General features: G+C 67.3%; 21 protein-coding genes. 13 read left to right on the top strand and 8 right to left on the bottom strand.

Annotation, left to right across the window (positions count from 1 at the left end; genetic code table 11):
* Positions 1-43: 43 nt before the first annotated feature.
* Entirely contained in the window at positions 44-1,528 is a 1,485-nt protein-coding gene (locus HDC96_RS17360) for a transglutaminase domain-containing protein (RefSeq protein ID WP_179461037.1), read from the bottom strand.
* A gap of 161 nt (positions 1,529-1,689) precedes the next feature.
* Here HDC96_RS17360 and HDC96_RS17355 point away from each other — a divergent pair, with 161 nt between their 5' ends.
* From HDC96_RS17355 to HDC96_RS17325, 7 genes are all read left to right on the top strand, one after another.
* Positions 1,690-3,108 (top strand): SH3 domain-containing protein, encoded by a 1,419-nt coding sequence (locus tag HDC96_RS17355; RefSeq protein WP_343203024.1) that lies wholly within the window; start codon positions 1,690-1,692, stop codon positions 3,106-3,108.
* Positions 3,109-4,215, top strand: a complete 1,107-nt coding sequence (locus HDC96_RS17350) for a dipeptide epimerase (RefSeq protein ID WP_176990525.1) — start codon at positions 3,109-3,111, stop codon at positions 4,213-4,215.
* Positions 4,216-4,336: 121 nt separating this feature from the next.
* Complete coding sequence (locus HDC96_RS17345) at positions 4,337-5,185, top strand: MurR/RpiR family transcriptional regulator (RefSeq protein WP_179461036.1); 849 nt, start codon at positions 4,337-4,339, stop codon at positions 5,183-5,185.
* 15 nt (positions 5,186-5,200) lie between these two features.
* Positions 5,201-5,977, top strand: coding sequence for a L,D-transpeptidase family protein (locus HDC96_RS17340; RefSeq protein ID WP_179461035.1), 777 nt, complete (start codon positions 5,201-5,203; stop codon positions 5,975-5,977).
* Positions 5,974-7,272 carry an amino acid permease gene (locus HDC96_RS17335; protein WP_179461034.1) on the top strand — a complete coding sequence of 433 codons (1,299 nt, stop codon included), beginning with the start codon at positions 5,974-5,976 and terminating at the stop codon, positions 7,270-7,272. Before HDC96_RS17340 ends, HDC96_RS17335 begins: the two co-directional genes overlap by 4 nt.
* Before the next feature lie 105 nt (positions 7,273-7,377).
* Entirely contained in the window at positions 7,378-7,725 is a 348-nt protein-coding gene (locus HDC96_RS17330) for a hypothetical protein (protein ID WP_176990529.1), read from the top strand.
* Positions 7,726-7,869: 144 nt separating this feature from the next.
* Positions 7,870-9,018: a PQQ-dependent sugar dehydrogenase gene (locus tag HDC96_RS17325; RefSeq protein ID WP_179461033.1), complete on the top strand. Its 1,149-nt coding sequence runs from the start codon at positions 7,870-7,872 to the stop codon at positions 9,016-9,018.
* Between the two features lie 49 nt (positions 9,019-9,067).
* Here HDC96_RS17325 and HDC96_RS17320 read toward each other — a convergent pair whose 3' ends face one another.
* The 5 genes from HDC96_RS17320 to tsaD form a co-directional block, all read right to left on the bottom strand.
* Positions 9,068-9,709 carry a hypothetical protein gene (locus HDC96_RS17320; RefSeq protein WP_257018791.1) on the bottom strand — a complete coding sequence of 214 codons (642 nt, stop codon included), beginning with the start codon at positions 9,707-9,709 and terminating at the stop codon, positions 9,068-9,070.
* A gap of 117 nt (positions 9,710-9,826) precedes the next feature.
* Positions 9,827-12,001: a glycoside hydrolase family 3 N-terminal domain-containing protein gene (locus tag HDC96_RS17315; protein ID WP_179461032.1), complete on the bottom strand. Its 2,175-nt coding sequence runs from the start codon at positions 11,999-12,001 to the stop codon at positions 9,827-9,829.
* 137 nt (positions 12,002-12,138) lie between these two features.
* Positions 12,139-13,413 (bottom strand): mechanosensitive ion channel family protein, encoded by a 1,275-nt coding sequence (locus HDC96_RS17310; RefSeq protein ID WP_179461031.1) that lies wholly within the window; start codon positions 13,411-13,413, stop codon positions 12,139-12,141.
* 26 nt (positions 13,414-13,439) lie between these two features.
* Positions 13,440-13,808: a dihydroneopterin aldolase gene (gene folB / locus HDC96_RS17305; RefSeq protein ID WP_176990533.1), complete on the bottom strand. Its 369-nt coding sequence runs from the start codon at positions 13,806-13,808 to the stop codon at positions 13,440-13,442.
* A gap of 455 nt (positions 13,809-14,263) precedes the next feature.
* The gene (tsaD, locus tag HDC96_RS17300) at positions 14,264-15,289 is read right to left on the bottom strand and encodes a tRNA (adenosine(37)-N6)-threonylcarbamoyltransferase complex transferase subunit TsaD (protein ID WP_179461030.1); all 1,026 of its coding nucleotides are present in this window, start codon (positions 15,287-15,289) and stop codon (positions 14,264-14,266) included.
* Between the two features lie 167 nt (positions 15,290-15,456).
* On the opposite strand from tsaD, the gene rpsU reads away from it, so the two are divergent.
* The 6 genes from rpsU to HDC96_RS17270 all read left to right on the top strand — a co-directional run bounded on the left by rpsU (position 15,457) and on the right by HDC96_RS17270 (position 20,715).
* On the top strand, positions 15,457-15,672 hold the full coding sequence (gene rpsU / locus HDC96_RS17295) for a 30S ribosomal protein S21 (RefSeq protein WP_002808376.1): 216 nt from the start codon (positions 15,457-15,459) through the stop codon (positions 15,670-15,672).
* Positions 15,673-15,808: 136 nt separating this feature from the next.
* Entirely contained in the window at positions 15,809-16,255 is a 447-nt protein-coding gene (locus tag HDC96_RS17290) for a GatB/YqeY domain-containing protein (protein ID WP_176990535.1), read from the top strand.
* Positions 16,256-16,410: 155 nt separating this feature from the next.
* Complete coding sequence (locus HDC96_RS17285; protein WP_179461029.1) at positions 16,411-17,325, top strand: YihY/virulence factor BrkB family protein; 915 nt, start codon at positions 16,411-16,413, stop codon at positions 17,323-17,325.
* Positions 17,326-17,388: 63 nt separating this feature from the next.
* A complete protein-coding gene (dnaG, locus tag HDC96_RS17280; RefSeq protein WP_179461028.1) occupies positions 17,389-19,119 on the top strand; it encodes a DNA primase in 1,731 nt (576 codons plus the stop codon).
* A gap of 71 nt (positions 19,120-19,190) precedes the next feature.
* Entirely contained in the window at positions 19,191-19,664 is a 474-nt protein-coding gene (locus HDC96_RS17275; protein WP_343203025.1) for a sulfur transferase domain-containing protein, read from the top strand.
* Between the two features lie 52 nt (positions 19,665-19,716).
* A complete protein-coding gene (locus tag HDC96_RS17270; RefSeq protein WP_179461026.1) occupies positions 19,717-20,715 on the top strand; it encodes a bile acid:sodium symporter family protein in 999 nt (332 codons plus the stop codon).
* Positions 20,716-20,766: 51 nt separating this feature from the next.
* Here HDC96_RS17270 and HDC96_RS17265 read toward each other — a convergent pair whose 3' ends face one another.
* Entirely contained in the window at positions 20,767-21,453 is a 687-nt protein-coding gene (locus tag HDC96_RS17265; RefSeq protein WP_343203023.1) for a calcium-binding protein, read from the bottom strand.
* A gap of 202 nt (positions 21,454-21,655) precedes the next feature.
* Positions 21,656-22,546 (bottom strand): heme o synthase, encoded by an 891-nt coding sequence (gene cyoE, locus HDC96_RS17260; RefSeq protein ID WP_179461024.1) that lies wholly within the window; start codon positions 22,544-22,546, stop codon positions 21,656-21,658.
* Position 22,547 lies beyond the last annotated feature (1 nt).

Raw genomic sequence — 22,547 nt, 5'->3', positions numbered from 1 at the left:
TCTCTCCTGCAGATGTGGAACCGTGGATACCGCCGTTTATCGTTTACCGCTTGGCCCCCAGTGGCACCACGTGCGACTGGAAGTCGTAGTTCCATTGATCGAAGTACAGGTTGCCGCCGGACCACTCGGCCTCACCGCGCTGCGAATCCACCGTGTCCGAGCGGAAATGCTGCTTGGCCGGCACCAGCGGCTGGCCGTAGTCGTCGTTGAAGGCGATGCGGTAGGCATCCAGCCCGCCCAGATAGAAATCGCGCAGCGCCGGCTGCGGACTGTCCAGCCGCCCGGTGGTGACATCCATCGGCACCCAGCCATACGGGGCCAGGTACACCGCGCCCCAGTCGTGCAGGTTGTTGTAGCCGACCGCATCATCGGAATAGACCATGCCCGACTGCCAGCGCGCGGGAATGCCGTTCAGGCGCAGCAGGGCGATCAACAGCAGCGTCTGCTGGCCGCAGTCGGCGTGGCCGGCGTGCAGGGCGTAATCGCTGATGTTGGAGATCGTCGCGTACTCGCGCGCACCGGCCCACGGAATGGCGTCCACCGCGTCAAACAGCTTCTGCACGATCCGGTACGGATCGGTCTCCGTCCCCACCACCTTCGTCGAGAACGCGCGCAGCGCCGGGGTGAACACGATGTGCGGCGCCTGCTCGGCGAGGTACGGCTGCAGCGCAGGATCTTCCGGCGTGGGCTGGACCCTGGCCGGATCGATCGCGACATGCCGCGCGTACACAGTCACTGCGTAGCGGATCTGGAACTCCGTGGGCGTGCCGGCCACTGCCTTGCGCTCCAGGTAGGCGGTGCGCTGCAGGGTACCTTCGGGGGCCACCTGCCCACCGGCCGGCGTACTCGTGATCCAGGTGATGTCTTCCTGCTGGCCGGCAATGGCGCGCGGGTACGGAATCCACGCGCGGATGGTTTCGCCGGCAGGCACGGCGTCGGGCTTGACCACGAGCGACTGGGTCACCTCGACGCGGCGCGGCACGAGGCTGGTCGCGTCGGTAGCGCGGGCGGCGGCGACGATCTCCTGGTGGTGCGGGTGCAGATGCTCGTAAGGGCCATCCTTCGGCACCGGGGCATCAGGTGCACGCCGGGCGCGTGCCTCGGCGCTGACCCGGAACAGGTTGGACGGCGCGCGTTTGAAGTAACGGCGCTGGCCATCGATATCGAGGTGTTCGATCAGGCCGGCGGCGTCCCAGCGCGCGAATTCGTCCTCGCGAAGGTCGGGAATCTGCTTCCGCAGCTGTGCCTTGGCGGCCGCCGCATCCAGGCTGAAATCCAGGCGCATGCGACGCATGCGTTCGCGCTCGAAGGCATAGGCCTGGCGATCCGCAGCCGACAGGCTGGGATCCTGGAACGCCGTCGCGATGGCTGCCTCGGCCTGCGCGAACGCACCACGGTCGATCCCGGCGATCACCGTCGGCAACGCGGCCGGCGCGGCGGCCAGCCCCCACGGCACTGCCAGCAGGCTGGCGCAGAGGTACCAGGCAGCAGGCAGAGGCAATCGCGGTTTGCGCATCACAGGATCCACGGCGACACTTCCCAAGGTGCGGGTGGGGTAATCGCTGTGTAACACGGGCCTGATAGCCGGTCAATAATTTATTCTTGCTTTCGCCGAAAAAAGGAATAAATATTCCTGACGCTTCCGAGGAGGGTGACCGCGTGATGATCCAGGCTTCCCCGCACCGCCCCGTGCGGTCCCGCTGGCTGTCCCGCGCCGTGCTGGCGGCGGTGCTTGCGACTCCCTTGGCACCCCTGTGGGCCAAGGCGCCTCCTGCCGCGCCCACCTCAGATTTCGGCGGGGTCATCGCCCTGCGCGAGGCCTACCTCAGCCCCGGCTTCTGGGCCGATCGCCTGCCCGATCCGGACCGCGTGATCCTCGATCGCGCCGGTATCGCGGCGCAGAACGCCCGGATGCGGGCCGAGGATGCCTCGATCCATGACCTGCGCGCGTTGCCGGCGCAGCTGCCACGCGCTCAGGTACTGGGCAGTATCCAGTCGCTGTCCAAGTGGCCGGAGCGCACGCTGTACGGTCAGGATGGCAAGGCCATCAGCGACCGGCAGCGCAGTGAGACGCTGGCCAACCTCGCCGTTGAGTCCATACCGGCGCAGCGCCCGCTGCAGTACGGCCTGGTGACCCATCGCGCCGCGCTGCGGGCGTTCCCGACCACACTGCGGGTGTTCAGCAGCCAGGGCGACACCGACATCGACCGCTTCCAGGAGTCGGCGCTGTTCCCCGGCGACGCCGTGGCGGTGCTGCATGAAAGCGCGGACGGACGCTGGCTGTTCATCACCAGCGAGCGCTATTCGGCGTGGATAGAGAAGCGCTTCGTCGGCATCGGCGATGCCGACACCGTGCTCGGCTACGGTCAGCACGGGCCGTACCGGGTGGTCACCGGCGCCACGGCGTTCACCGCGTATACCCCGGAAGAACCGCGCGTATCGCGGCTGCAGCTGGACATGGGCGTGCGCCTGCCGGTGCTCGCCGACTGGCCGCTGGACAAGACGGTCAACGGCCAGCAGGCCCACGCCGCGCATGTGGTGCAGCTGCCGGTGCGCGAAGCCGACGGTCGCCTGGCACTGATCCCGGCGCTGCTGCCGCGTTCGCAGGACACCGCCGACGACTACCTGCCGCTGACTCCGCGCACGCTGCTGACCCAGGCCTTCAAGTTCCTCGGTGAGCGCTACGGCTGGGGCCACGATTACGACACCCGTGACTGCAGTGGCTTCATTTCAGAGATCTACCGCAGCGTCGGCGTGCTGATGCCGCGCAACACCAGCGCGCAGGCGATCAGCCCGGCGCTGGACCGCGTCGCGTTCACCGCGAAGGACGCCAAGGCCACGCGCGACGCCGCGGTGAAGCAGCTGCAGGTGGGCGACCTGATCTATATCCCCGGCCACGTGATGATGGCCATCGGCCACATCGACGGCCGCACCTGGCTGATCCACGACACCGCCGGCGGCGGCTGGCTCGGCGCGGACGGCACGCGCGTGCAGGCGCATCTCAACGGCGTGTCGGTCACTCCGCTGGAGCCGATGATGGCCAGCGATACCGTGAGCTACATCGACCGCATCACCAACATCCAGCGCCTTCGGCCACAGACCCCCTGAATGAAGATCACCGACATCGAACTCGGCATGCTGCGCGTGCCGTTGAAAACCCCGTTCAAGACCGCGCTGCGCACCGTGGACACCGTCGAAGACGTGGTGGTGCTGATCCGTACCGACAGCGGCCACACCGGCTACGGTGAGGCGCCGGCCACGGCGGTGATCACCGGCGACACCCACGGCTCGATCATCGAGGCCATCGACGGCTTCATCAAACCGCGCCTGATCGGCGAGGACGTGGCCAACCTCAACCGGCTCTGCGGGCTGATCCAGACCTCGATGGAGCGCAACACCAGTGCCAAGGCGGCGGTGGAGATCGCGGTCTACGATCTGTGGGCGCAGCTGCACAACGCGCCGCTGTACCGCATGCTCGGCGGTGGCGACCCGGTGATCACCACCGACATCACCATCAGCGTGGACTACATCGACAAGATGGTGGCCGACTCGCTCTCGGCGATCGAGCGCGGCTTCGAGTCGCTGAAGATCAAGGTCGGCAAGGACATCGGCCTGGACATCGAGCGGGTCAAGGCGATCCATGCCGCGGTGCAGGGGCGTGCCCTGCTGCGGCTGGATGCCAACCAGGGCTGGACCGCCAAGCAGGCCGTGCATGCGATGCAGGCGCTGGAAGAAGCCGGTGTCGTGCTGGAGCTGCTGGAGCAGCCGGTCAAGGCCGCCGACATCAGCGGCCTGAAGTACGTCACCGACCGGGTCAACACGCCGGTCATGGCCGACGAAAGCGTGTTCAATCCCGGCCAGGTGTTCGACCTGATCCAGCAGCGCGCCGCCGACATCATCAACATCAAACTGATGAAAACCGGCGGCCTGTCCAATGCGATCCGCATCGCCGACATCGCCGCGATCTACGGCGTGCCGTGCATGATCGGCTGCATGATCGAATCGAGCATCTCCGTGGCCGCCGCCGTGCACCTGGCCGTCGCCAAGAGCGACATCATCACCAAGGTCGATCTGGATGGGCCGTCGCTGGGCCAGTTCAACCCGGTCACCGGGGGGGTCAACTTCAACGAATCGGAGATCACCATCAGCGATGCGCCCGGGTTGGGCATCACCGAAGTACGTGGGCTGGAAATGATCACGCCGCGGCGGTGGTGAGCGTTGTATCCGCCTCGCCGGTCGCCTACGGTAGCGCCACGCCATGCGTGGCTGCCGTTCGCGCAATCCCACCTGCCGCAGCCCCCCATGGGGTGGCTCTACCGGACCTGACGCCCTCCCCATGCCGCCCCTGGTGAAAATCCGCTCCGAGCGTGACCACATGTCGGCGATCGAACGTCGCATCGCCGACTTCATCCTCGACAACGCCCACCTGCTGCGCGACTACTCGTCCCAGCAGCTGGCGAGCGCGCTGGGCATCAGCCAGTCGAGCGTGGTCAAGTTCAGCCAGAAGCTCGGCTTCAAGGGCTACCCCGACCTCAAGTACTCCATCGGCGAGGCCGTCGCCCGCGCCGGCAACGATCCGCACAGCCGGCCGCCCGCGCCCGAGGCCGCCGACGACTACGCCCAGATCGCCGAGCGCCTGCGCGTGAGCAAGGCCGCCGCCGAAGAGGAAACCTGGCTGGCCAATCCGCAGGCCGACATCGAAGCCATCGTGCGGCTGATCGACGGGGCGCCCAAGGTGTTCGTGTATGGCCTGGGCGATGATGGCCTGTACGCACGCGAGTTCGCCATGCGCCTGTCGCTGCTGGGCATGCTCACCGTGCACCACGCCGACCCGATCCTGATGATGGCCAACCTCTCGGCGGCACGCACGGGCGATGCGATGCTGGTGTTCTCCGAGTTCGGCAAGCTGCCGCAGCTGTTCCAGCTCTCCCGCCAGTTCCAGGACATGGGCGGCAAGGTGGTCTCGATCACCCGCCACAGCGCCAACCCGCTGCGCGCGCATGCCGATGCCAGCCTGGTGCTGTGCGCCCACGACCCGGCGCCGCACGTGGCGCAACTGCTGTACCGTTCTTCCCTGCAGTCCCTGCTGGACGTCGTCTTCGTCCTGCTGTGCCACGCCAACCCGGACCGCCACCGCCAGCTCGGGGTGAACCTGGAACGGATCGAACACCTGATCGATACCTGATTGCCGGAGTAAACGATGCTGCCGTTGCTGCGTACCGCCCTCGCCGTTACCGCTCTCGCCGCCGCGCTGCCGGCCGCTGCACTCACCCCGGCGCCGCCGATGGCGCACAGCAGGCAGGCCATCGTGGTGGTCACCGACAGCTGGGATGCCTCGCACGGCCGACTGCAGGCCTATGAGCGCAAGAGCATCGACGGCGCCTGGCGCCCGCACGGCCCTGCCTTCACCGTAGCCGTTGGGCGCAACGGCAGTGCCTGGGGCCTCGGCCGTGCGTCGCTGCGCAACCAGCTGCCACAGAAGAAGGAAGGCGACGGGCGCAGCCCCGCCGGTATCTTCGAGATCGGCCCGGCATTCGGGTACGCACCAACGATCGCCAGTGCCATGCCCTACCAGCCGATGACGGCCAGCCACTACTGCATGGATGTACCCGGTTCGCGTTACTACAACCGCATCGTCGATGCCCAGGACGTCGGCGTCGCCGCAGTGAAAGGGTCCACCGAACCGATGCGGCTGGACCTGCACAACAAGGGCGATGTGCGCTATCGCGAGGGCTTTGTAATCGAGCACAACAGCAACCACACCCCTGGCGCCGGCAGCTGCATCTTCGCCCACCTCTGGCGCACGCCAGGCGAGGCCACTGCCGGCTGCACGGCCATGCAGCCGCAGCACATGAAGGCCCTGCTGGCCTGGCTGAAGCCGGATACCCGCCCGGCATTCGTGCTGCTGCCGAAGGACGAGTACGAGGATCTGCAGGTCGTATGGGAGTTGCCGGCCCTGAGTGGAGCGAAGCGTTGAGCGCCCCGCCCGATCCGCAACTCGAACGCGCGGTCAGCCGCTGGCAGATCGTCGGGCTCTCGATCAACGATGTGATCGGCAGCGGCATCTATCTGCTGCCCGCCGCCACCGTCGCCCTGCTCGGCCCCTTCAGCCTCTGGGGCGTGGTCGCCGCCGGCATCGTGGTGGCGCTGCTGGTGCTCTGCTACGCACAGGCGGCCAGTTATTTCGACGAGCCCGGTGGCAGCTATCTGTATGCGCGCGAGGCGTTCGGCCGGTTTGCCGGGTTCGAGATCGGCTGGATGATCTGGCTGACCCGGATCAGCTCGGCGGCCGCGCTCAGCAACGCGCTGGCCGATGCGGTGGCGCGGTTCTGGCCGTGGGCCGGGCATGACATCGGCCGGATCGCGATCATCGTGGTGTCGCTGGGCTTCCTCACCGCGGTGAACGTGGCCGGGGTGCGCTCGGCCGCACGCACCGGGGTGATCCTGGTGATCGGCAAGCTGCTGCCGCTGCTGCTGTTCGTGGCGATCGGCGCGTTCTACGTCGATACCGACCTGGCCTTCTCCGGCGTGCGCCCGGACCCGCACGATCTGCAGCGCATGGGCGAGGCCGCGCTCCTGCTGCTGTATGCCTACGCCGGCTTCGAGAACATCCCGGCTGCCGCCGGGGAGTACAAGAACCCGCGCCGCGATATTCCCTTTGCGCTGATCACCATGATCATCACCGTCACCGTGATCTACGGCGCGGTGCAGTTCATCGCACAGGGCACCCTGGCCGGGCTGGCCGCGTCGCCGACGCCGCTGGCCGATGCCGCCGCGAGCTTCGGCGGACTTACGCTCGCCTTGATCCTGACCGTCGGCGCGACGATCTCCATCCTCGGCACCAACAGCAACACGATGATGATGGGCCCGCGCTTCCTGTTCGCCTTGGCGCGCGATGGCTACGGGCCGAAGATCCTGGCGCAGGTGCATCCACGCTTCCGCACGCCGGCAGCGGCGATCATCGCGCAGGGCCTGATCGCGCTGGCGCTGGCCTTGTCCGGTTCGTTCGTGCAGCTGGCGCTGCTGTCGATGACCACGCGCCTGTTCGCCTACATCGGCACGGCCGCAGCGGTGCTGGTGCTGGCGCGTCGGTTCCGCGATCGCCCGGGCGCGCTGAAGCTACCGGGTGGCCCGGTGATTCCGATCCTCGCGCTGGTGCTGTGCCTGGCCTTGTTCGCCAGTGCTAGCTGGCAGAACATCGCCGCGGCAGGCATCGCGTTTGCCGTCGGTGCGGTGATCTACAGGTTCCCGCGCCGCGATCACGAGGGCTGAGAAGCTGCGCAGGTGAATGGCGCTTGATGTGTCATTCACCTCGCGGGTCCATGGCGTTAACCCGGCCCTGGGTACGGTGAAGCCTCACCCCACCGGAGCCAACACATGAGCACTGACTATCAGATTCCCGGCCGGGTGCCGGAAGACGGTGTCCCGCGCCAGGCGGTATCGGACTATTGGCGTGAACGCTTTCCGAGCGAACCGTATTACGACAACAACCAGTTCTTCGATGACTATGAGCCGGCCTACCAGCTGGGCCATCGCACCCGCGCCGACGACATGATCCGCGCCTACGAAGAAGTGGAAGCCGAGCTGCAGACCCGCTGGGCGCAGGAACGTGGCCAGAGCAAGCTGAGTTGGGAGCAGGCACGCAACGCGGTCCGCCGCGGCTGGGATGAATCCACCGCGCTGCGCCAGGCGCATCTGGACAAGGGCGTGCCGCGCGGCACCTGATCGCGCCTGCTTGCAGCCACGGCACATCGACGACGGCGGCCTTCGGGTCGCCGTTTTCGTGTCCGCAGGACGTCTGGTCCACGCGCCGTTGATGGGCATGGTGTACAACAGGGGCTGGCCATCGCCTCCCCGACGGAGACCTCCATGACCCGCAAGCTGTTGCTCACCCTTGCCATCAGCCTCACCCCCGCCCTGTTCACCACCGCCTGCGTCGCTGCAGACAACGCTGGCGCGCCGGTCGTGGCGAAGGCACAGTGGCCGTTCGCCGCTACCGAGTTCGCCCGATTCAACGAGCCCTGGGCGATGAGCTTCCTGCCCGACGGCAGCCTGCTGGTCACCGAGAAGAAAGGCGCGCTGAAACACTTCAACGTGCAGACCCGCAAGACGGCCACCATCACCGGCGTGCCCAAGGTGGCGTACGGCGGCCAGGGGGGCTTCGGCGATGTGCTGCCGCACCCGGACTTCGCGAAGAACCAGCTGATCTATCTCAGCTACGCCGAGGAAGGCGACGGCGACACCCGTGGCGCCGCGGTGGCGCGTGCGCGCCTGGCGCTGGCCGCCGATGGCAGTGGCACGCTGGAAGACCTCAAGGTGATCTGGCGCCAGACCCCGAAGGTCAGCGGCAAGGGCCATTACGGCCATCGCCTCGCGTTCGGCCCGGACGGCAAGCTGTGGATCACCTCCAGCGAGCGCCAGAAGTTCGATCCGGCCCAGGACATGAGCGGCAACCTCGGCAAGCTGATCCGTCTGAATGACGACGGCAGCGTCCCCGCCGACAACCCGTTCGCCTCGCAGGGTGGCGTGGCCGCACAGGTGTGGTCGCTCGGCCACCGCAATGCGCTGGGCATCGCCTTCGATGCGCGCGGCACGCTGTGGGTGCATGAGATGGGCCCGGCCGGCGGTGACGAGCTGAACCTGATCCAGCGCGGCGCCAACTACGGCTACCCGATCGTCTCCAACGGCAATCACTACGATGGCCGTGACATTCCCGACCATGCCACCCGCCCTGAGTTCGCGGCGCCGAAGGTGACCTGGACGCCGGTGATCTCCCCGGCCGGCTTCATCATCTACAGCGGCAAGCAGTTCCCGAACTGGAACGGCAGCGGCTTCATCGGCGGCCTGTCGTCCAAGGCGCTGGTGCGCGTGGCCTTCGATGGCGACAACGCCCGCGAGGCCGAACGCTTCGACATGGGCGAGCGCATCCGCGAGATCGAACAGGGCCCGGATGGCGCGATCTGGCTCCTCGAAGACGGCAGCAACGGCAAGCTGCTCAAGCTCACGCCGAAGGCCTGAGCCAGACAGGCTGCCGGCGCACCGCCGGCAGCCTGCGTGACACCCGTGCTTACTGGATGGTCACGACCTTGACCTCGGTGCGGCTGCACGCCTGGTCCAGGCAGGTGCCGTTGAGCCAGACCTGGCCATCGCCGATCATCACGCCCTGCTGGTTGACCATGACGTCGTCGAATGTCTGCGCGGCGATGGCCTTGCGCACGGCCGGGGTCAGGATGCGCTCGTAGTTGCGCTGGAACTCACCGGGCCCGGTGATCTTGGCGCCATTGGCAATGTTCAACGGGAAGCGGACTTCCTCGACCACGGCGGCGCGATCGCCGCCATTGACGGCCTTCTGGAAGGCGTTGAAGACGGTCTCGTACTGGGCCGCATCGCCGAGCACCTGCTCGATGCGCTGGCGGACGTCGCTGGTGGCAGCGGTGTTCGGTGCGGCGGGTGTGGCGGCAGCGGCATCGCCCGCAGCAGGCGCAGCGGCATCCGGCGCCGGGCTGCCCGCAGTGACCGCATCCGGTGACAGGCCCGAGGACGGCACGGTGTCACCGGGTGTCGGGCGGCCTTCGGGAATGGCCGTGGCCGGTCCCTGTGCGGGGTCTGCCGCCGCGGTATCGGCCGGCGGCGGCGTCGACGGGCTGCAGGCGGCCAGCCATAACGGGCTGGCCAGGGCCAGCAGCAGGGGGGTATGGGACAGGCGCATGGGTGGCTCCATCGGTTTCACGAGGGAGCCAGCGTACCCGCCAAAACGTCAGCCGCCGATGATGGATCACGATGGTGCCGGCCAGCGGCCGGCACTACCGGGTGACGCTTTGCCGGCTCAGGCGGCCAGCAGCTCGAAGATCACCGGCTCGCCGCTGGCCGAAGAAGCACACACCCACAGCTCGAACTGGCCCGGCTCGGCGCGGAAGACGCCGTCGCGACCGGTGAAGCCCAGCGCGTGGCGATCCAGCGTGAACTGCACCTCGGTGCTCTCACCCGGCTGCAGGGCGATCTTGTCGAAGCCCTTCAGCTCGCGCACCGGCCGCACGCGGCTGGCCACGCGGTCGTGGATGTACAGCTGCACCACTTCCTCACCCGCCACCGCACCGGTGTTGGTCAGGGTGGTGGTGATGGTCAGGGTGTCGTCCCAGGCCAGCGTCGCGCTGCTCAGCTGCGGCACGCCATAGGCGAAGGTGGTGTAGCCGATGCCGTGGCCGAACGCATACGCCGGCTCGTTCGGGATCTCGCGCCAGCGTGCCTTGAACTCGGACATGGTCGGCAGTTCCGGGCGACCGGTGCGGGCGTGGTTGTAGAAGTACGGCTGCTGGCCGGACACCTGCGGGAAGCTCACCGGCAGGCGGCCGGACGGGTTGTAATCGCCGAACAGCACATCGGCCACGGCGTGGCCGGTCTGCGTGCCCAGGTACCAGGTGATCGCCACGGCATGCGCATTGCGCACCGCGCCCTGCAGGGCCAGCGCGCGACCATTGCGCAGCAGCACGACCAGCGGCTTGCCGGTCATCGCCACCGCTTCGGCCAGCGCCTGCTGCGCGGGCGGCAACGTGATCTCAACGCGCGACTGCGCTTCACCGCTGTAGCGCTGCGGCTCGCCCAGGGCGAGCACCACCACGTCGGCACGCAGCGCGGCGGCCACGGCCTGTTCGATGCCATCCTGCACGGCCGCTTCCAGGTCGCAGCCCGGCACGATTTCCAGCAGTGTTTCATCGCTGATCGCCGCGCGTACGCCGGCTTCCAGGGTGACGTAACGCGACTTGTCGCCGAACAGGGTCCAGCAGCCTTCGATGTTCTCGCGGTCCTGCACGAACGGCCCGATCAGCGCGATCTTCTGGCCGGTCTTCTTCAGCGGCAGTACCGAATCCGCGTTCTTGAGCAGCACGATCGAGCGGCGCGCGGCATCGCGCGAGAGTTCATCATGCGCGGCGATGTGCGAGGTATCCGCTTCGCGCGCCAGGTCCAGCGAGCGGTAGGGATCGTCGAACAGACCGATCGCCTCCTTCAGGCGCAGGATGCGGCGCACCGATTCGTCCAGCGTGGCCATCGGCACTTCGCCGCTCTCGATCAGGCCCGGCAGGTGCTCGGCGTAGAAACCGCTCTGCATGCTCAGGTCCAGGCCGGCGGTGAAGGCCTTGGCGGTGGCATCGCGGTCATCGGCGGCATAGCCGTGCGCGACCAGTTCCATGTCGGCGGTGTAATCGGAGATCACCACGCCCGGGAAGTTCCACTCCCCGCGCAGGATGTCGGTCAGCAGCTCGGCGTTGGCACTGGCCGGCACGCCGTTGATGTCGTTGAAGGAGGACATCACGGTCAGCGCGCCGGCATCGAAAGCGGCCTTGAACGGCGGCAGGTGGACGTCGCGCAGGGTCTGCGGCGAGATGTCGACCATGTTGTATTCCATGCCGGCCATCACCGCGCCGTAGGCGGCGAAGTGCTTCGGCGTGGCCAGCAGCGCATCGTCGGCGCGCAGGTCCGGGCCCTGGAAGCCGCGCACGCGGGCGGCGGCGAACGCACAGCCCAGCACCACGTCTTCACCGGCGCCCTCGGCACCGCGGCCCCAGCGCTGGTCGCGGGCGATATCCACGGCCGGTGCGTAGGTCCAGTGCAGGCCGGCAGCGGTGGCTTCCACCGCGGTGGCGCGCGCGGTGCGCTCGGCCAGGTCCGGCTCGAAGCTGGCGGCCTCGCCCAGCGGGATCGGGAACACGGTGCGCATGCCGTGGATCACGTCCGCGGCGAGGATCACCGGGATCTTCAGGCGGCTTTCTTCCAGCGCGACCTGCTGGATGCGGCGACCGGCTTCAACGCCGACCCCATTGAACAGCGAGCCCACCTTGCCCTCGCGCACCTGCTGCAGCACCTGGTCGGCGTTGAGCACGTTGGCTTCCGGGTTCACGTCCGGGGCGAACGGGCGGACCATGTCGGCGAACACACCCAGCTGGCCGACTTTTTCTTCGACGGTCATCTGGGCAATGAGGGTTTCGATACGATCGGCGGCCACCGGCGGTCCTTATGAAAACGTTTACAAGCCCGGGATTCTAGCGTTCCCGAGGCGGTTGTGAATGACTTTTGCGTTCATTTTTCTTCCCCGGGGGAAGATCTCCACCCCCGCCGGCGCGCCGACGGGGGCACAGGAGCTTACTCTTCCGCCGCCAGCCGCTGCTGTCCGGCCATCAGCATCGCATCGCTGGAGGCCTGGAACACGCGCAGCCCGAACGCCGGCAGGATCGCCAGCAGGTGATCGAACACGTCGGACTGCACGCCTTCGTACTCGCCCCAGGCGGTGCTGCGGGTGAAGCAATAGATCTCCAGCGGCAGGCCTTCGGTGGTCGGCTGCAGATGCCGTACCAGCAACGTCATCTCCGTATGGATGCCCGGATGCTGCTTCAGGTAGCGCTCCACGTACGCACGGAACGTGCCCAGGTTGGTGACCCGACGCGCGTTGACCGCCGCCATGCCCTTGGCCTGCAGTCCGGCGTTGTACTGCTGCAGCTCGGCCTGCTTCTCGCGCAGGTAATCGCCGAGCACCGCGAACTGCTGCAGCTCGGCCAGCATCGGCGCATCGACGAAGCCGACGCTGTGCTGGTCCAGGTACAGCGCGCGCTTGATCCGGCGTCCGCCCGCCTCCTGCATGCCGCGCCAATTCTTGAACGACTCGGTGACCAGCTTCTTGGTCGGGATGGTGGTGATGGTCTTGTCGAAGTTCTGCACGGTGATGGTGTGCAGCGCGATATCGATCACGTCGCCATCGGCGTTCTGGCTCGGCATCTCGATCCAGTCGCCCAGCCGCACGCGTCCATCGCCGCTGATCTGCACGCTGGCCACCAGCGACAGGATGGTGTCCTGGAAGATCAGCATGAATACCGCGGTGGCCGCACCGAGGCCGGTGACCAGCGGGCCGAGCTTCACGCCCAGCAGGGTCGCCACGATCGACAGGCCGGCGATCACGAAGACGATGATCTTCACGACCTGCAGGTAGCCCTTGATCGGCTTGTTACGTGCATCCGGGCGGCGCTCGTACAGATCGTTGGCCGCGTCCAGCGCGTGCGAGACGGCCAGCGCAACGGTCAGCACCGCCCACGCCCGGCAGGCCCCGATCACGAAGTCCACCAGTTCCGGCGGCAGGTCCGGCACGATCCGGATGCCGGCCGCGATGACCATGCTCGGCACCACGTTGGACAGCCGCGAGATCACCCGCAGGTTGTTGCCGCCTTCATTGCCCGCGCTGTGCCCAGGCAGGCGGCTGACCAGCTTGCGCAGGCCGCGCAGCAGGATCTTCTTGGTGACGAAGTTGGCCAGCCAGGCCGCCAGGGCCAGCGCTGCCAGCACCAGCAGGGTGTAGGCCCAGGGCCAGGGTTCGAGGGTCCGCTGGACACTGTCCAGCCATCGGGTTGCCACTACCGCATCCAACATCGTGTGTCGCTCTCCTATCGGGGTTATCAGGGCGTTGCCAGGTCCTGCCGGGTGCGCTCGATGATCACGCCGACCGCGCGCGCGCCGCGCACCGCGCCGGGCTTGCTGAGTTTGAGACGCAGCCATTGCACGTTGAATTCACGCAGCACGATCTCGGCGATGCGCTCGGCCAGGGTTTCGACCAAGCCATAGTCCGAGTCACGCACGAACTGCTCGATGCGCTTGCTGACGGCTTTGTAATTGAGGGTGTCGGCGATGTCGTCGCTGGCCGCCGGGCGGCGGTTGTCGAAGCCCATTTCCAGATCGAAACGCAGGGTCTGGCGGATCCGCCGTTCCCAGTCGTAGATACCGATCAGGGCATCGATCTCGAGCCCTTCAATGAATACCTTGTCCATAGCCATGCCACGTGGAAGATGGCGACCATGGTAACGGGGCTGTCCGGAATGTGCCGGGAATCGGGGTGAGTGGGCATCTGCACCGATGCCAGAAAAGACAAAGGGCCCCGCGCGGGACCCTTTGCTTACCACCACTGTCCCCGGGGGAAATGGGCTGACCCATCAGCTGATCCCGGTGGCACACACGGCAACGGTACTGGGGAAGCCCAAAAGGGTCAATGGCCGCAACCCGGATTTACGACGTGGTGCTCACCACCGCCCAAGCGCTTTGTCGCACGCGCCCAACTGCGCGCCCATCCATTTGAGCTGTATCGATGGAACATGCGTGTCAGCGGCGCATTTCTACTGCCACTCCATACCTGCGAAGTAGTCATCCGCAACGCGGTGGCTGAAGCAGTAGCGCAGCAGCACGGTGCCCTCTGGCCGTGGCAGGAAGGTTTCCGCGCCAGCCAACCTCACACCGCCGGCAGCGTCGCCATGTCCCAGCGCGGGGTGACCTGCACCTGCGGCGGGTTGTGCTGGCCGGCTTCCAGGCGCAGGGCACCGGCGAAGGCGATCATCGCGCCGTTGTCGGTGCACAGCGCCGGGCGCGGGAAGCAGGCACGCCCACCGCGGCGGGCGGCCATCTGCTGCAGCTTGGCGCGCAGGCGCTTGTTGGCCCCCACGCCGCCGGCCACCACGATGACATCGGTGCCCGCCGCATCCAGCGCGCGCTCGCACTTGATCGCCAAGGTGTCGACCACGGCGTCTTCAAAGCCCCGCGCGATATCGGCGCGGGTCTGCTCGCTCTGGTCACTGTCGCGCCAGGCCAGCAGCACCTGGGTCTTCAACCCGGAGAAGCTGAAATCCAGCCCCGGGCGATCGGTCATCGGGCGGGTGAACTTGAACCGGCCCGGGGTGCCGCGCTCGGCCAGCGCGGCCAGCTGCGGCCCGCCCGGATACGGCAGGCCCATCAGCTTGGCGGTCTTGTCGAAGGCCTCGCCGGCGGCATCGTCCAGGGTCTCGCCCAGCAGGCGGTACTGGCCGATCCGGTCCACCGCCACCAGCTGGGTATGCCCGCCGGATACCAGCAGGGCCACGAACGGCGCCTGCGGCGGGTCGTCTTCCATCAGCGGGGCCAGCAGATGGCCCTCCATATGATGTACACCGACCGCCGGCACCTCCAGCGCCCAGGCCAGCGAACGGGCCACGCCCGCCCCGACCAGCAGCGCGCCGACCAGGCCGGGGCCGGCCGTGTAGGCCACCCCGCCGATGTCGGCGACCGTCATGCCGGCCTCGGCCAGGGTCTGCCGGATCAGCGGCAGCAGCTTGCGTACGTGGTCGCGGCTGGCCAGCTCGGGCACTACCCCGCCGTACTCGGCGTGAAGGGCAATCTGGCTGTAGACCGCATGGGCGCGCAGGGCGTCGATCCCGGACAGGGAGGTGTCATACACCGCCACGCCGGTCTCATCGCAGGAAGATTCGATACCAAGGACTCGCATACGGGGTATTATGGACCTCTTCAGGCCCCGGCAGACGTACGCTGGCCTGTCTCTGCATCACCCGTGGCCAAGAAGTTCGCCGGGGTGGGTTGCAACTTCTTTTCTCGCCGCTATAATGTGCGGCTCTCACCGGGCGAGACCCGGTTCTACTGTGTCCCGGAGATTCCATGCCCAGCGTTAAAGTCCGCGAGAACGAGCCCTTCGAGTTTGCGCTCCGTCGCTTCAAGCGCACCTGCGAAAAGGCCGGCGTGCTGGCCGAAACCCGCAAGCGCGAGTTCTATGAAAAGCCGACCCAGGAGCGTAAGCGTAAGGCTGCCGCTGCTGTGAAGCGTCAGCTGCGCCGTTCGTCGCGCGACGTCACCAAGCGTCAGCGCCTGTACTGATCGGACGCAACTTCGATACGGCAGGCCTTGGCCTGTCGTGACGGAGCCGAAGCCGGAACGCGCGAGCGTTACCGGCTTTTTGCGTTCCAGCGCTTCGGCGCCCCGCTTTCCTTTTCCACCGACACGAGGTGTTCCCATGAGCCTGAAGCAGCAGCTCACCGATGACATGAAGGCCGCCATGAAGGCCGGCGAGAAGCACCGCCTGGGCGTGATCCGCCTGATGAACGCCGCGATCAAGCAGCGCGAAGTCGACGAACGCATCGAGCTGGACGACGCCGCCGTGCTCGCCGTGCTGGAAAAGATGGTCAAGCAGCGCAAGGACTCGGTCACCCAGTTCGAAGCCGCCAATCGTGAAGACCTGGCCGTGATCGAGCGCGAGGAAATCGTGGTGATCGACCAGTACCTGCCGGCCAAGCTGGGCGAGGCCGAGATCGTGGCCGCCATCCAGGCCGCTATCGCGGAAACCGGTGCGACCACCCCGGCCGACATCGGCAAGCTGATGGGCGCGCTGAAGCCGCGTCTGGCCGGCCAGGCCGACATGGGCCTGGTGTCCAAGCTGGTCAAGCAGCAGCTGGCCGGCTGATTTCGCCGCCATGCCGCAGTGCAAAGGCCCGCATCATGCGGGCCTTTTCCGTTCCAGCAAGTGCGGTGTTGCGATCAGAACCCGATCCCCGACTTCACCCAGTGCAGTCCGGCAATTTGCTAGAACGGGGGCCTCGCCCCGATCCGACGCCGTCAATGCACCTACCCAGCCACTCCCTGTCCAAGGTCCGCAAGCACATGGCGCGGCTGGAGAAGAGCTTTCCTGCCGTGCTGCTGCGCCGCTTCATCGATGCGGACGTCATGACGCAGGCCGCCGCGCTGGCGTTCTACGCCCTGCTCTCGATGGCGCCACTGCTGGTCCTGCTGCTGTGGTTGACGGCCTCGCTGTACCCGCCCGCGCAGGAGGCGCTGCTGGGCCAGATCAACGATGTGGCCGGCACCAGTGCCGCCTCGGTGGCGGAGACCGTGCTCAGCAATGCCAACAACCAGCCGGACATCGGCACACTGGCCGGCGTGTGGAGCACGCTGCTGCTGTTCATCGGTGCCACGGCGGTGTTCGCCCAGCTGCAGAACGCCCTGAACCTGATCTTCAACACCAGCGGCGAGCGCCTGGACGGCATCGTGGCGTGGCTGCGCAAGCGCGTGTTCTCGTTCGGCGTGGTGCTGGCGCTGGGCTTCCTGCTGATCCTGTCGATGACCGCGACCACCCTGCTGCAGGTCGTCTTCGCGCACCTGCCTTCGGTACTGCCGGCGATCGGCTACCTGACCAGCCTGGCGCTCTACACCGTCGGCTTTGCCTTCCTCTACCACTACCTGCCCGACCGCCGCGTGGCGTGGCGCCAGGCCTTCATCGGCGGTGCGATCACCTCGGCCCTGTTCGCGCTCGGCCGCTATGGCATCGGCCTGTACATCGCCACGGTCGCGCCCGGCAGCGCGTATGGCTCGATGGGCGCACTGGTGATCTCGCTGGTCTGGATCTACTACGCCACCGTCGTGTTCTTCGTCGGGGCGCTGATGACCTCGGTGATCGACGAACGCCTGCGTGCCCGCGCCTTCCTGGCCCAGGCCGGTGTCGAGCCGCCGAAACCGGGCGAACCGGTCGGCACCTAGTAGACTAGCGGCACCCCCGCTTCCGCGCGTGGCCGTGACCGGCCATGCCCCTGCCTGCTGCCCATGGCCCGTATCCCCGACGCATTCATCGACGACCTGCTGGCCCGCTCCGACATTGTCGAGGTAGTGGGCAGCCGCGTGCCGTTGAAGCGCCAAGGCAAGGAATATGCGGCGCGCTGCCCGTTCCATGACGAGCGCTCGGCCTCGTTCACGGTCTCGCCGACCAAGCAGTTCTATCACTGCTTCGGCTGCGGCGCGCATGGCACGGCGATCAGTTTCCTGATGAATTACGACCGCCTCGAGTTTCTCGACGCGGTCGATGAGTTGGCCAAGCGCGTCGGCATGGAAGTGCCGCGCGATTCCCAGCCGCGCACCGCGCAGCAGCAGGACGACAGCCGCGATCTGTACTCGGCGCTGGACGCGGCCACGCGGTTCTTCCAGACCGCGCTGAAGGGCAGCGACAAGGCGCGCGCCTACCTGGACCAGCGCGGTGTCGATGAAGAGAACCGCGAGCGCTTCGCCATCGGTTACGCACCGGACGGCTACAGCGCGCTGAAGGATGCGCTGGGCAAGGACGAGCGGCGGATGAAGCTGCTCGACCGCGCCGGGCTGTTTTCCAAGAACGACCGCGGCCACGTCTACGACAAGTTCCGCGACCGGGTCATGTTCCCGATCTTCGACCGCCGCGGCCGCGTGATCGCGTACGGCGGCCGTGTGATGGAGAAAGATGACGGACCGAAGTACCTCAACTCGCCCGAGACCGCGCTGTTCCACAAGGGCCGCGAGCTGTACGGCCTGTGGCAGGTGCGCCAGGCCAACCAGAAGATCGAGCGGCTGATCGTGGTCGAGGGCTACATGGACGTGGTCTCGCTGTTCCAGTTCGGCGTCACCCAGGCGGTGGCCACGCTGGGCACGGCGACCACGCCGGACCACGCCGAGCTGCTGTTCCGCAACGCGCCGGACGTGTTCTTCTGCTTCGATGGCGATGCCGCCGGTCGTCGCGCCGGCTGGCGTGCGCTGGAGTCGGTGCTGCCGCGCATGAAGGACGGCCGCCAGGCCTTCTTCCTGTTCCTGCCCGATGGCGAAGACCCGGACACCATCGTGCGCAAGGAAGGCCGCGAGGGCTTCGATGCGCGCCTGCAGCAGGCCACGCCGCTGTCGCAGTTCTTCTTCGACGAGCTCACCCGTGAAGTCAACATGGGCACGCTCGACGGCAAGGCACGCCTGGCCGAACGGGCCAAGCCGATGCTGGCGCAGATTCCCGATGGCGCCTTCGGCGACCTGATGAAGCAGCAGCTGACCACGCTGACCGGCCTGGGTGCCAAGCCCAGTGCATCCGCGCAGCCCTCGCGGCAACCACAGCGCGCGGTGGCGCCGGCACAGCGCCGCAGCCTGGTGCGCGCAGCCATCGCGATCCTGCTGCAGCAGCCCTCGCTGGCGATGACGCTGGAAGGCCACCATTTCACCGGCCTGCGCCTGCCCGGCATCGATCTGCTGACCGAGCTGCTGACCCTGGTCGAGCAGCGCCCGGACATCAGCACGGGCGCGCTGCTGGAGCATTTCGAGGGCCGCGAGGAGCAGGAATCACTGCACAAGCTGGCCGCGCAGACCCTGCCCGGCGATGAGGCGATGTGGACCCAGGAGCTGCATGACGCGGTCGCCCAGCTGGAGAAACAGCTGCTGATGCAACGCCTCGATGAGCTTCAGGCAAAGCAGAGCCAGCAGGGTCTGGACGATACTGACAAGTACGAGCTGCGCGAACTGCTCAAGGCGCGCAGCACCCTCCGCTTCTGACCGACGGAGCAGTCGTGGCTTCCCACATCGTGAATCCTGCCGCATCGATCGTCCGCCTGCTTCGCCTTGGCATCTTCGCTGCGCTGTTCGCGCTGGCCCTGCCCGCCTGGGCCGCGGAACTGCCGTTCGCGCAGCCACGACCGCAGCTCTACACCGCCGGGCAGCCCAGCGCCGCCGAGTTGCAGCAGGCCGCCGCGGCCGGGGTCACCACCCTGATCGACCTGCGCCAGCCCGACGAAGCGCGTGGCTTCGATGAAACCGCCGCTGCCGAACGCCTGGGCCTGCGCTATGTGCGCATCCCGGTTGCCGGTGCCGCCGGCCTGACCGAGGCCAATGCGCAGGCCCTGCGTACCGCGCTCGCGCAGAGCCAGGGGCCGGTGCTGCTGCACTGCGCCTCCGGCAACCGCGCCGGTGCGCTGCTGGCGCTGCTGCAGGCGCGCGAGGGCGCCTCGGTGGAGGATGCCCTTACGTTCGGCCGCGCCGCCGGCATGACCTCGCTGGAAGCACCGACCCGTGTCCTGCTGGAGCAGGACGCCGCGCGTTGATCGTGCCCTTCTTCCCCCGCTTACTTCCCTGCTCTACAGGAGCCTGCCCACCATGACCCGCTGGTGGTCGCGCCTGCGACCGGACAACTTCACCCTCGCCCTGCTCTGCACCGTGCTGCTGGCCTCCTTCCTGCCGATGCACGGCGCCGCGGCCATGGTGCTCGACGATGTCACCAACGTCGCCATCGCCGCGCTGTTCTTCCTGCACGGTGCGCGGCTGCCGCGGGAATCGATCGTCGCCGGCCTGCTGCACTGGCGCCTGCACCTGACCATCCTGGCCTGCACCTTCGTGCTGTTCCCGCTGCTGGGGCTGATGTTCAAACCGCTGGACGGCTGGCTGCTGACACCGGAGCTCTACATCGGCGTGCTGTTCCTGTGCGCGCTGCCGTCCACCGTGCAGTCGTCGATCGCGTTCACCTCGATCGCGCGCGGCAACGTGCCGGCGGCCGTATGCAGCGCCTCGCTGTCGAGCATCCTGGGTGTGTTCCTGACCCCGTTGCTGCTGGCGCTGCTGGCCGGTACCGAAGGCGGCATGCACAACCCCGGCCAGGCCATCGTCAGCATCATGCTGCAGCTGCTGGTGCCGTTCGTGGCCGGCCATCTGCTGCGCCCGTGGATCGCCCGCTGGGTGGAAAAGCAGCGCGCCCTGCTGCGCTACACCGACCAGGGCACGATCCTGCTGGTGGTCTACTCTGCCTTCGGCGAAGCCGTCAGCGAAGGACTGTGGAGCAAGACCCCGCTGCTGTCGCTGGTGAGCGTGGCGGTGGTGGCAGCGGTACTGCTCGGCATCGCGATGCCGCTGATCCGCTTCATCGCACGCCGGTTGGGCTTCAACCGCGAGGATGAAATCACCATCCTGTTCTGCGGCTCGAAGAAGAGCCTGGCCACCGGCGTGCCGATCGCGAAGGTGCTGTTCGCCGGCGGCAGCCTCGGTGCGATCGTGCTGCCGATCATGATCTACCACCAGATCCAGCTGATCGTCTGCGCGATGATCGCGCAGCGGTATGCGCGTGATCCGGTGGAACCGATGAAGGGTGACGGAGGCAGTTGAGCTCGCTCAACTGCCTGACGCTGCGGCGCGGGCCATCCCAGCCGCAAGCAGCTAGTCCACCCATCTCGCCACGCTGAATCGCGGCACCCATATCTGCAGATCGTATGAACGGTCGGTGCCCGTCTTCTGCAGCGGCGAAGGCCCGGTGTATGCCACCAACGATCGCGCACCGCATTGCCGATGCTGCGCGCAGGCCCACGCCTCTCCGCTGCGAGCATCCACGCGGACCGCATAGGGCTGGAGCGCGAGCAGCAAGGCGGTCATCGGCGGCCACGGCAGCCCCTCTGGCTGAGTGCGCATGGCATGCACATTGCCGGTCAGTACCAGCAGCCGCCCATCGGAAGGCAACGTTGCGTGGTGTGCGCGCAGTGCTTCCGCCATCGCCGCATCACGCGCGCCGGTACCGGCCTGTGCCGCCGGCAGCACCTGGTCGAACCCAAAGACCTGCACATCGTGGCCCTGCGCGCGCAGCACCCGCACCGCCTCGATCAGCGACAGCGTGTCTTCATTGCGGCGGCCGTCGTGCGGTTTACCGGCGGTCCGCCAATAGGAGGTAGTGCGTACCGCCTGGCGTGCTGCGGCATCACCGTTGGAGGACAGGTAGGTGGCCAGCCGGGCGTTCTCGGTCGCCGGCAGTTCCAGCCCAAGGTGCAGCGGGGTGCCCTGCGCGACATAAGCTTGGACAAGTTCCTGGATAAGCTGCGGCATCTCGCGCGTACCGTGCAGTTCGCCCAGCACGATCAGGCGCGCATCGCCTGCATGCCGCATGATCTGCGTGGCTGTCTCATCGCGTGCAGGCGCGGCAATCGCCGCGCTGCACAGAAGTGTCATGGCCAGTACTGCACTTCGCATCCATCGTTTCATGCCGTCACGTCCTGTTCGGTCATGACAGCAATGGCGACGTTTGCGGGAAATTCAATGTGTCGCAGCGCACCCGCCCCTACAACCAGGGCAGCATCCAGTGGTCCACCATCAGGAAGGCGAACAACGCCATCAGGTAGACGATGGAGTAGCCGAACATCTTCATCGAGAACAGTTCGTCCGGCGGGTTGAGCATGCGCCAGGCGTACCAGAGGAAGACCGCGTTGAGCACGATCGCGCCGCCGAGGTAGAACATACCGCTCATGCCGAACACGACCGGCAGGATGCTGACGATGGCCAGTGCGATCGAATAGACCATGATCGACTTGCGGGTGTACGCCACGCCATGGGTCACCGGCAGCATCGGGATCTCCGCCTTGGCGTAATCCTCGCGGCGGAAGATCGCCAGCGCCCAGAAGTGCGGCGGGGTCCAGATGAAGATGATCAGCACCAGCAGCGACGCGTAGGCCCAGTCCCACGGGCCCTGCATGCCGGTGATCGCGGCCCAGCCCAGCATCGGCGGGGTGGCGCCGGCGAGGCCGCCGATGACGATGTTCTGCGAGGTCGCGCGCTTGAGGTACACGGTGTAGATCACCGCGTAACCGATCAGCGAGGCGAAGGTCAGCACGGCGGTGATCACGTTGACCCAGACCACCAGGATCGTCATCGACAGCGCGATCAGCAGGCCGGCGAAGACCAGCACCTGCCACGGCTTGACCTTGCCCACCACCAGCGGGCGCCACGAGGTGCGCGCCATCTGCGCATCGATGCGCGCGTCCAGCAGCTGGTTGATCGCCGCGGCGGCCGAGGCGGCCAGCCAGATGCCGAGGAAGCCGAGGGCGCCGTCCAGCGCCTGCTGCGCGGTCGGCACGCCGGGGATGGCCAGGAACATGCCCACCAGCGCGGTGAACACGATCAGGGCGACGACCTTGGGCTTGGTCAGATCCCAGTACTGACGGTAACTGGCCATG

Origin of the sequence: Stenotrophomonas sp. JAI102 (assembly GCF_013409105.1) — a bacterium.
Lineage (GTDB): Bacteria > Pseudomonadota > Gammaproteobacteria > Xanthomonadales > Xanthomonadaceae > Stenotrophomonas > Stenotrophomonas maltophilia_AA.
This window is presented reverse-complemented; position numbering and strand designations above follow the sequence as displayed.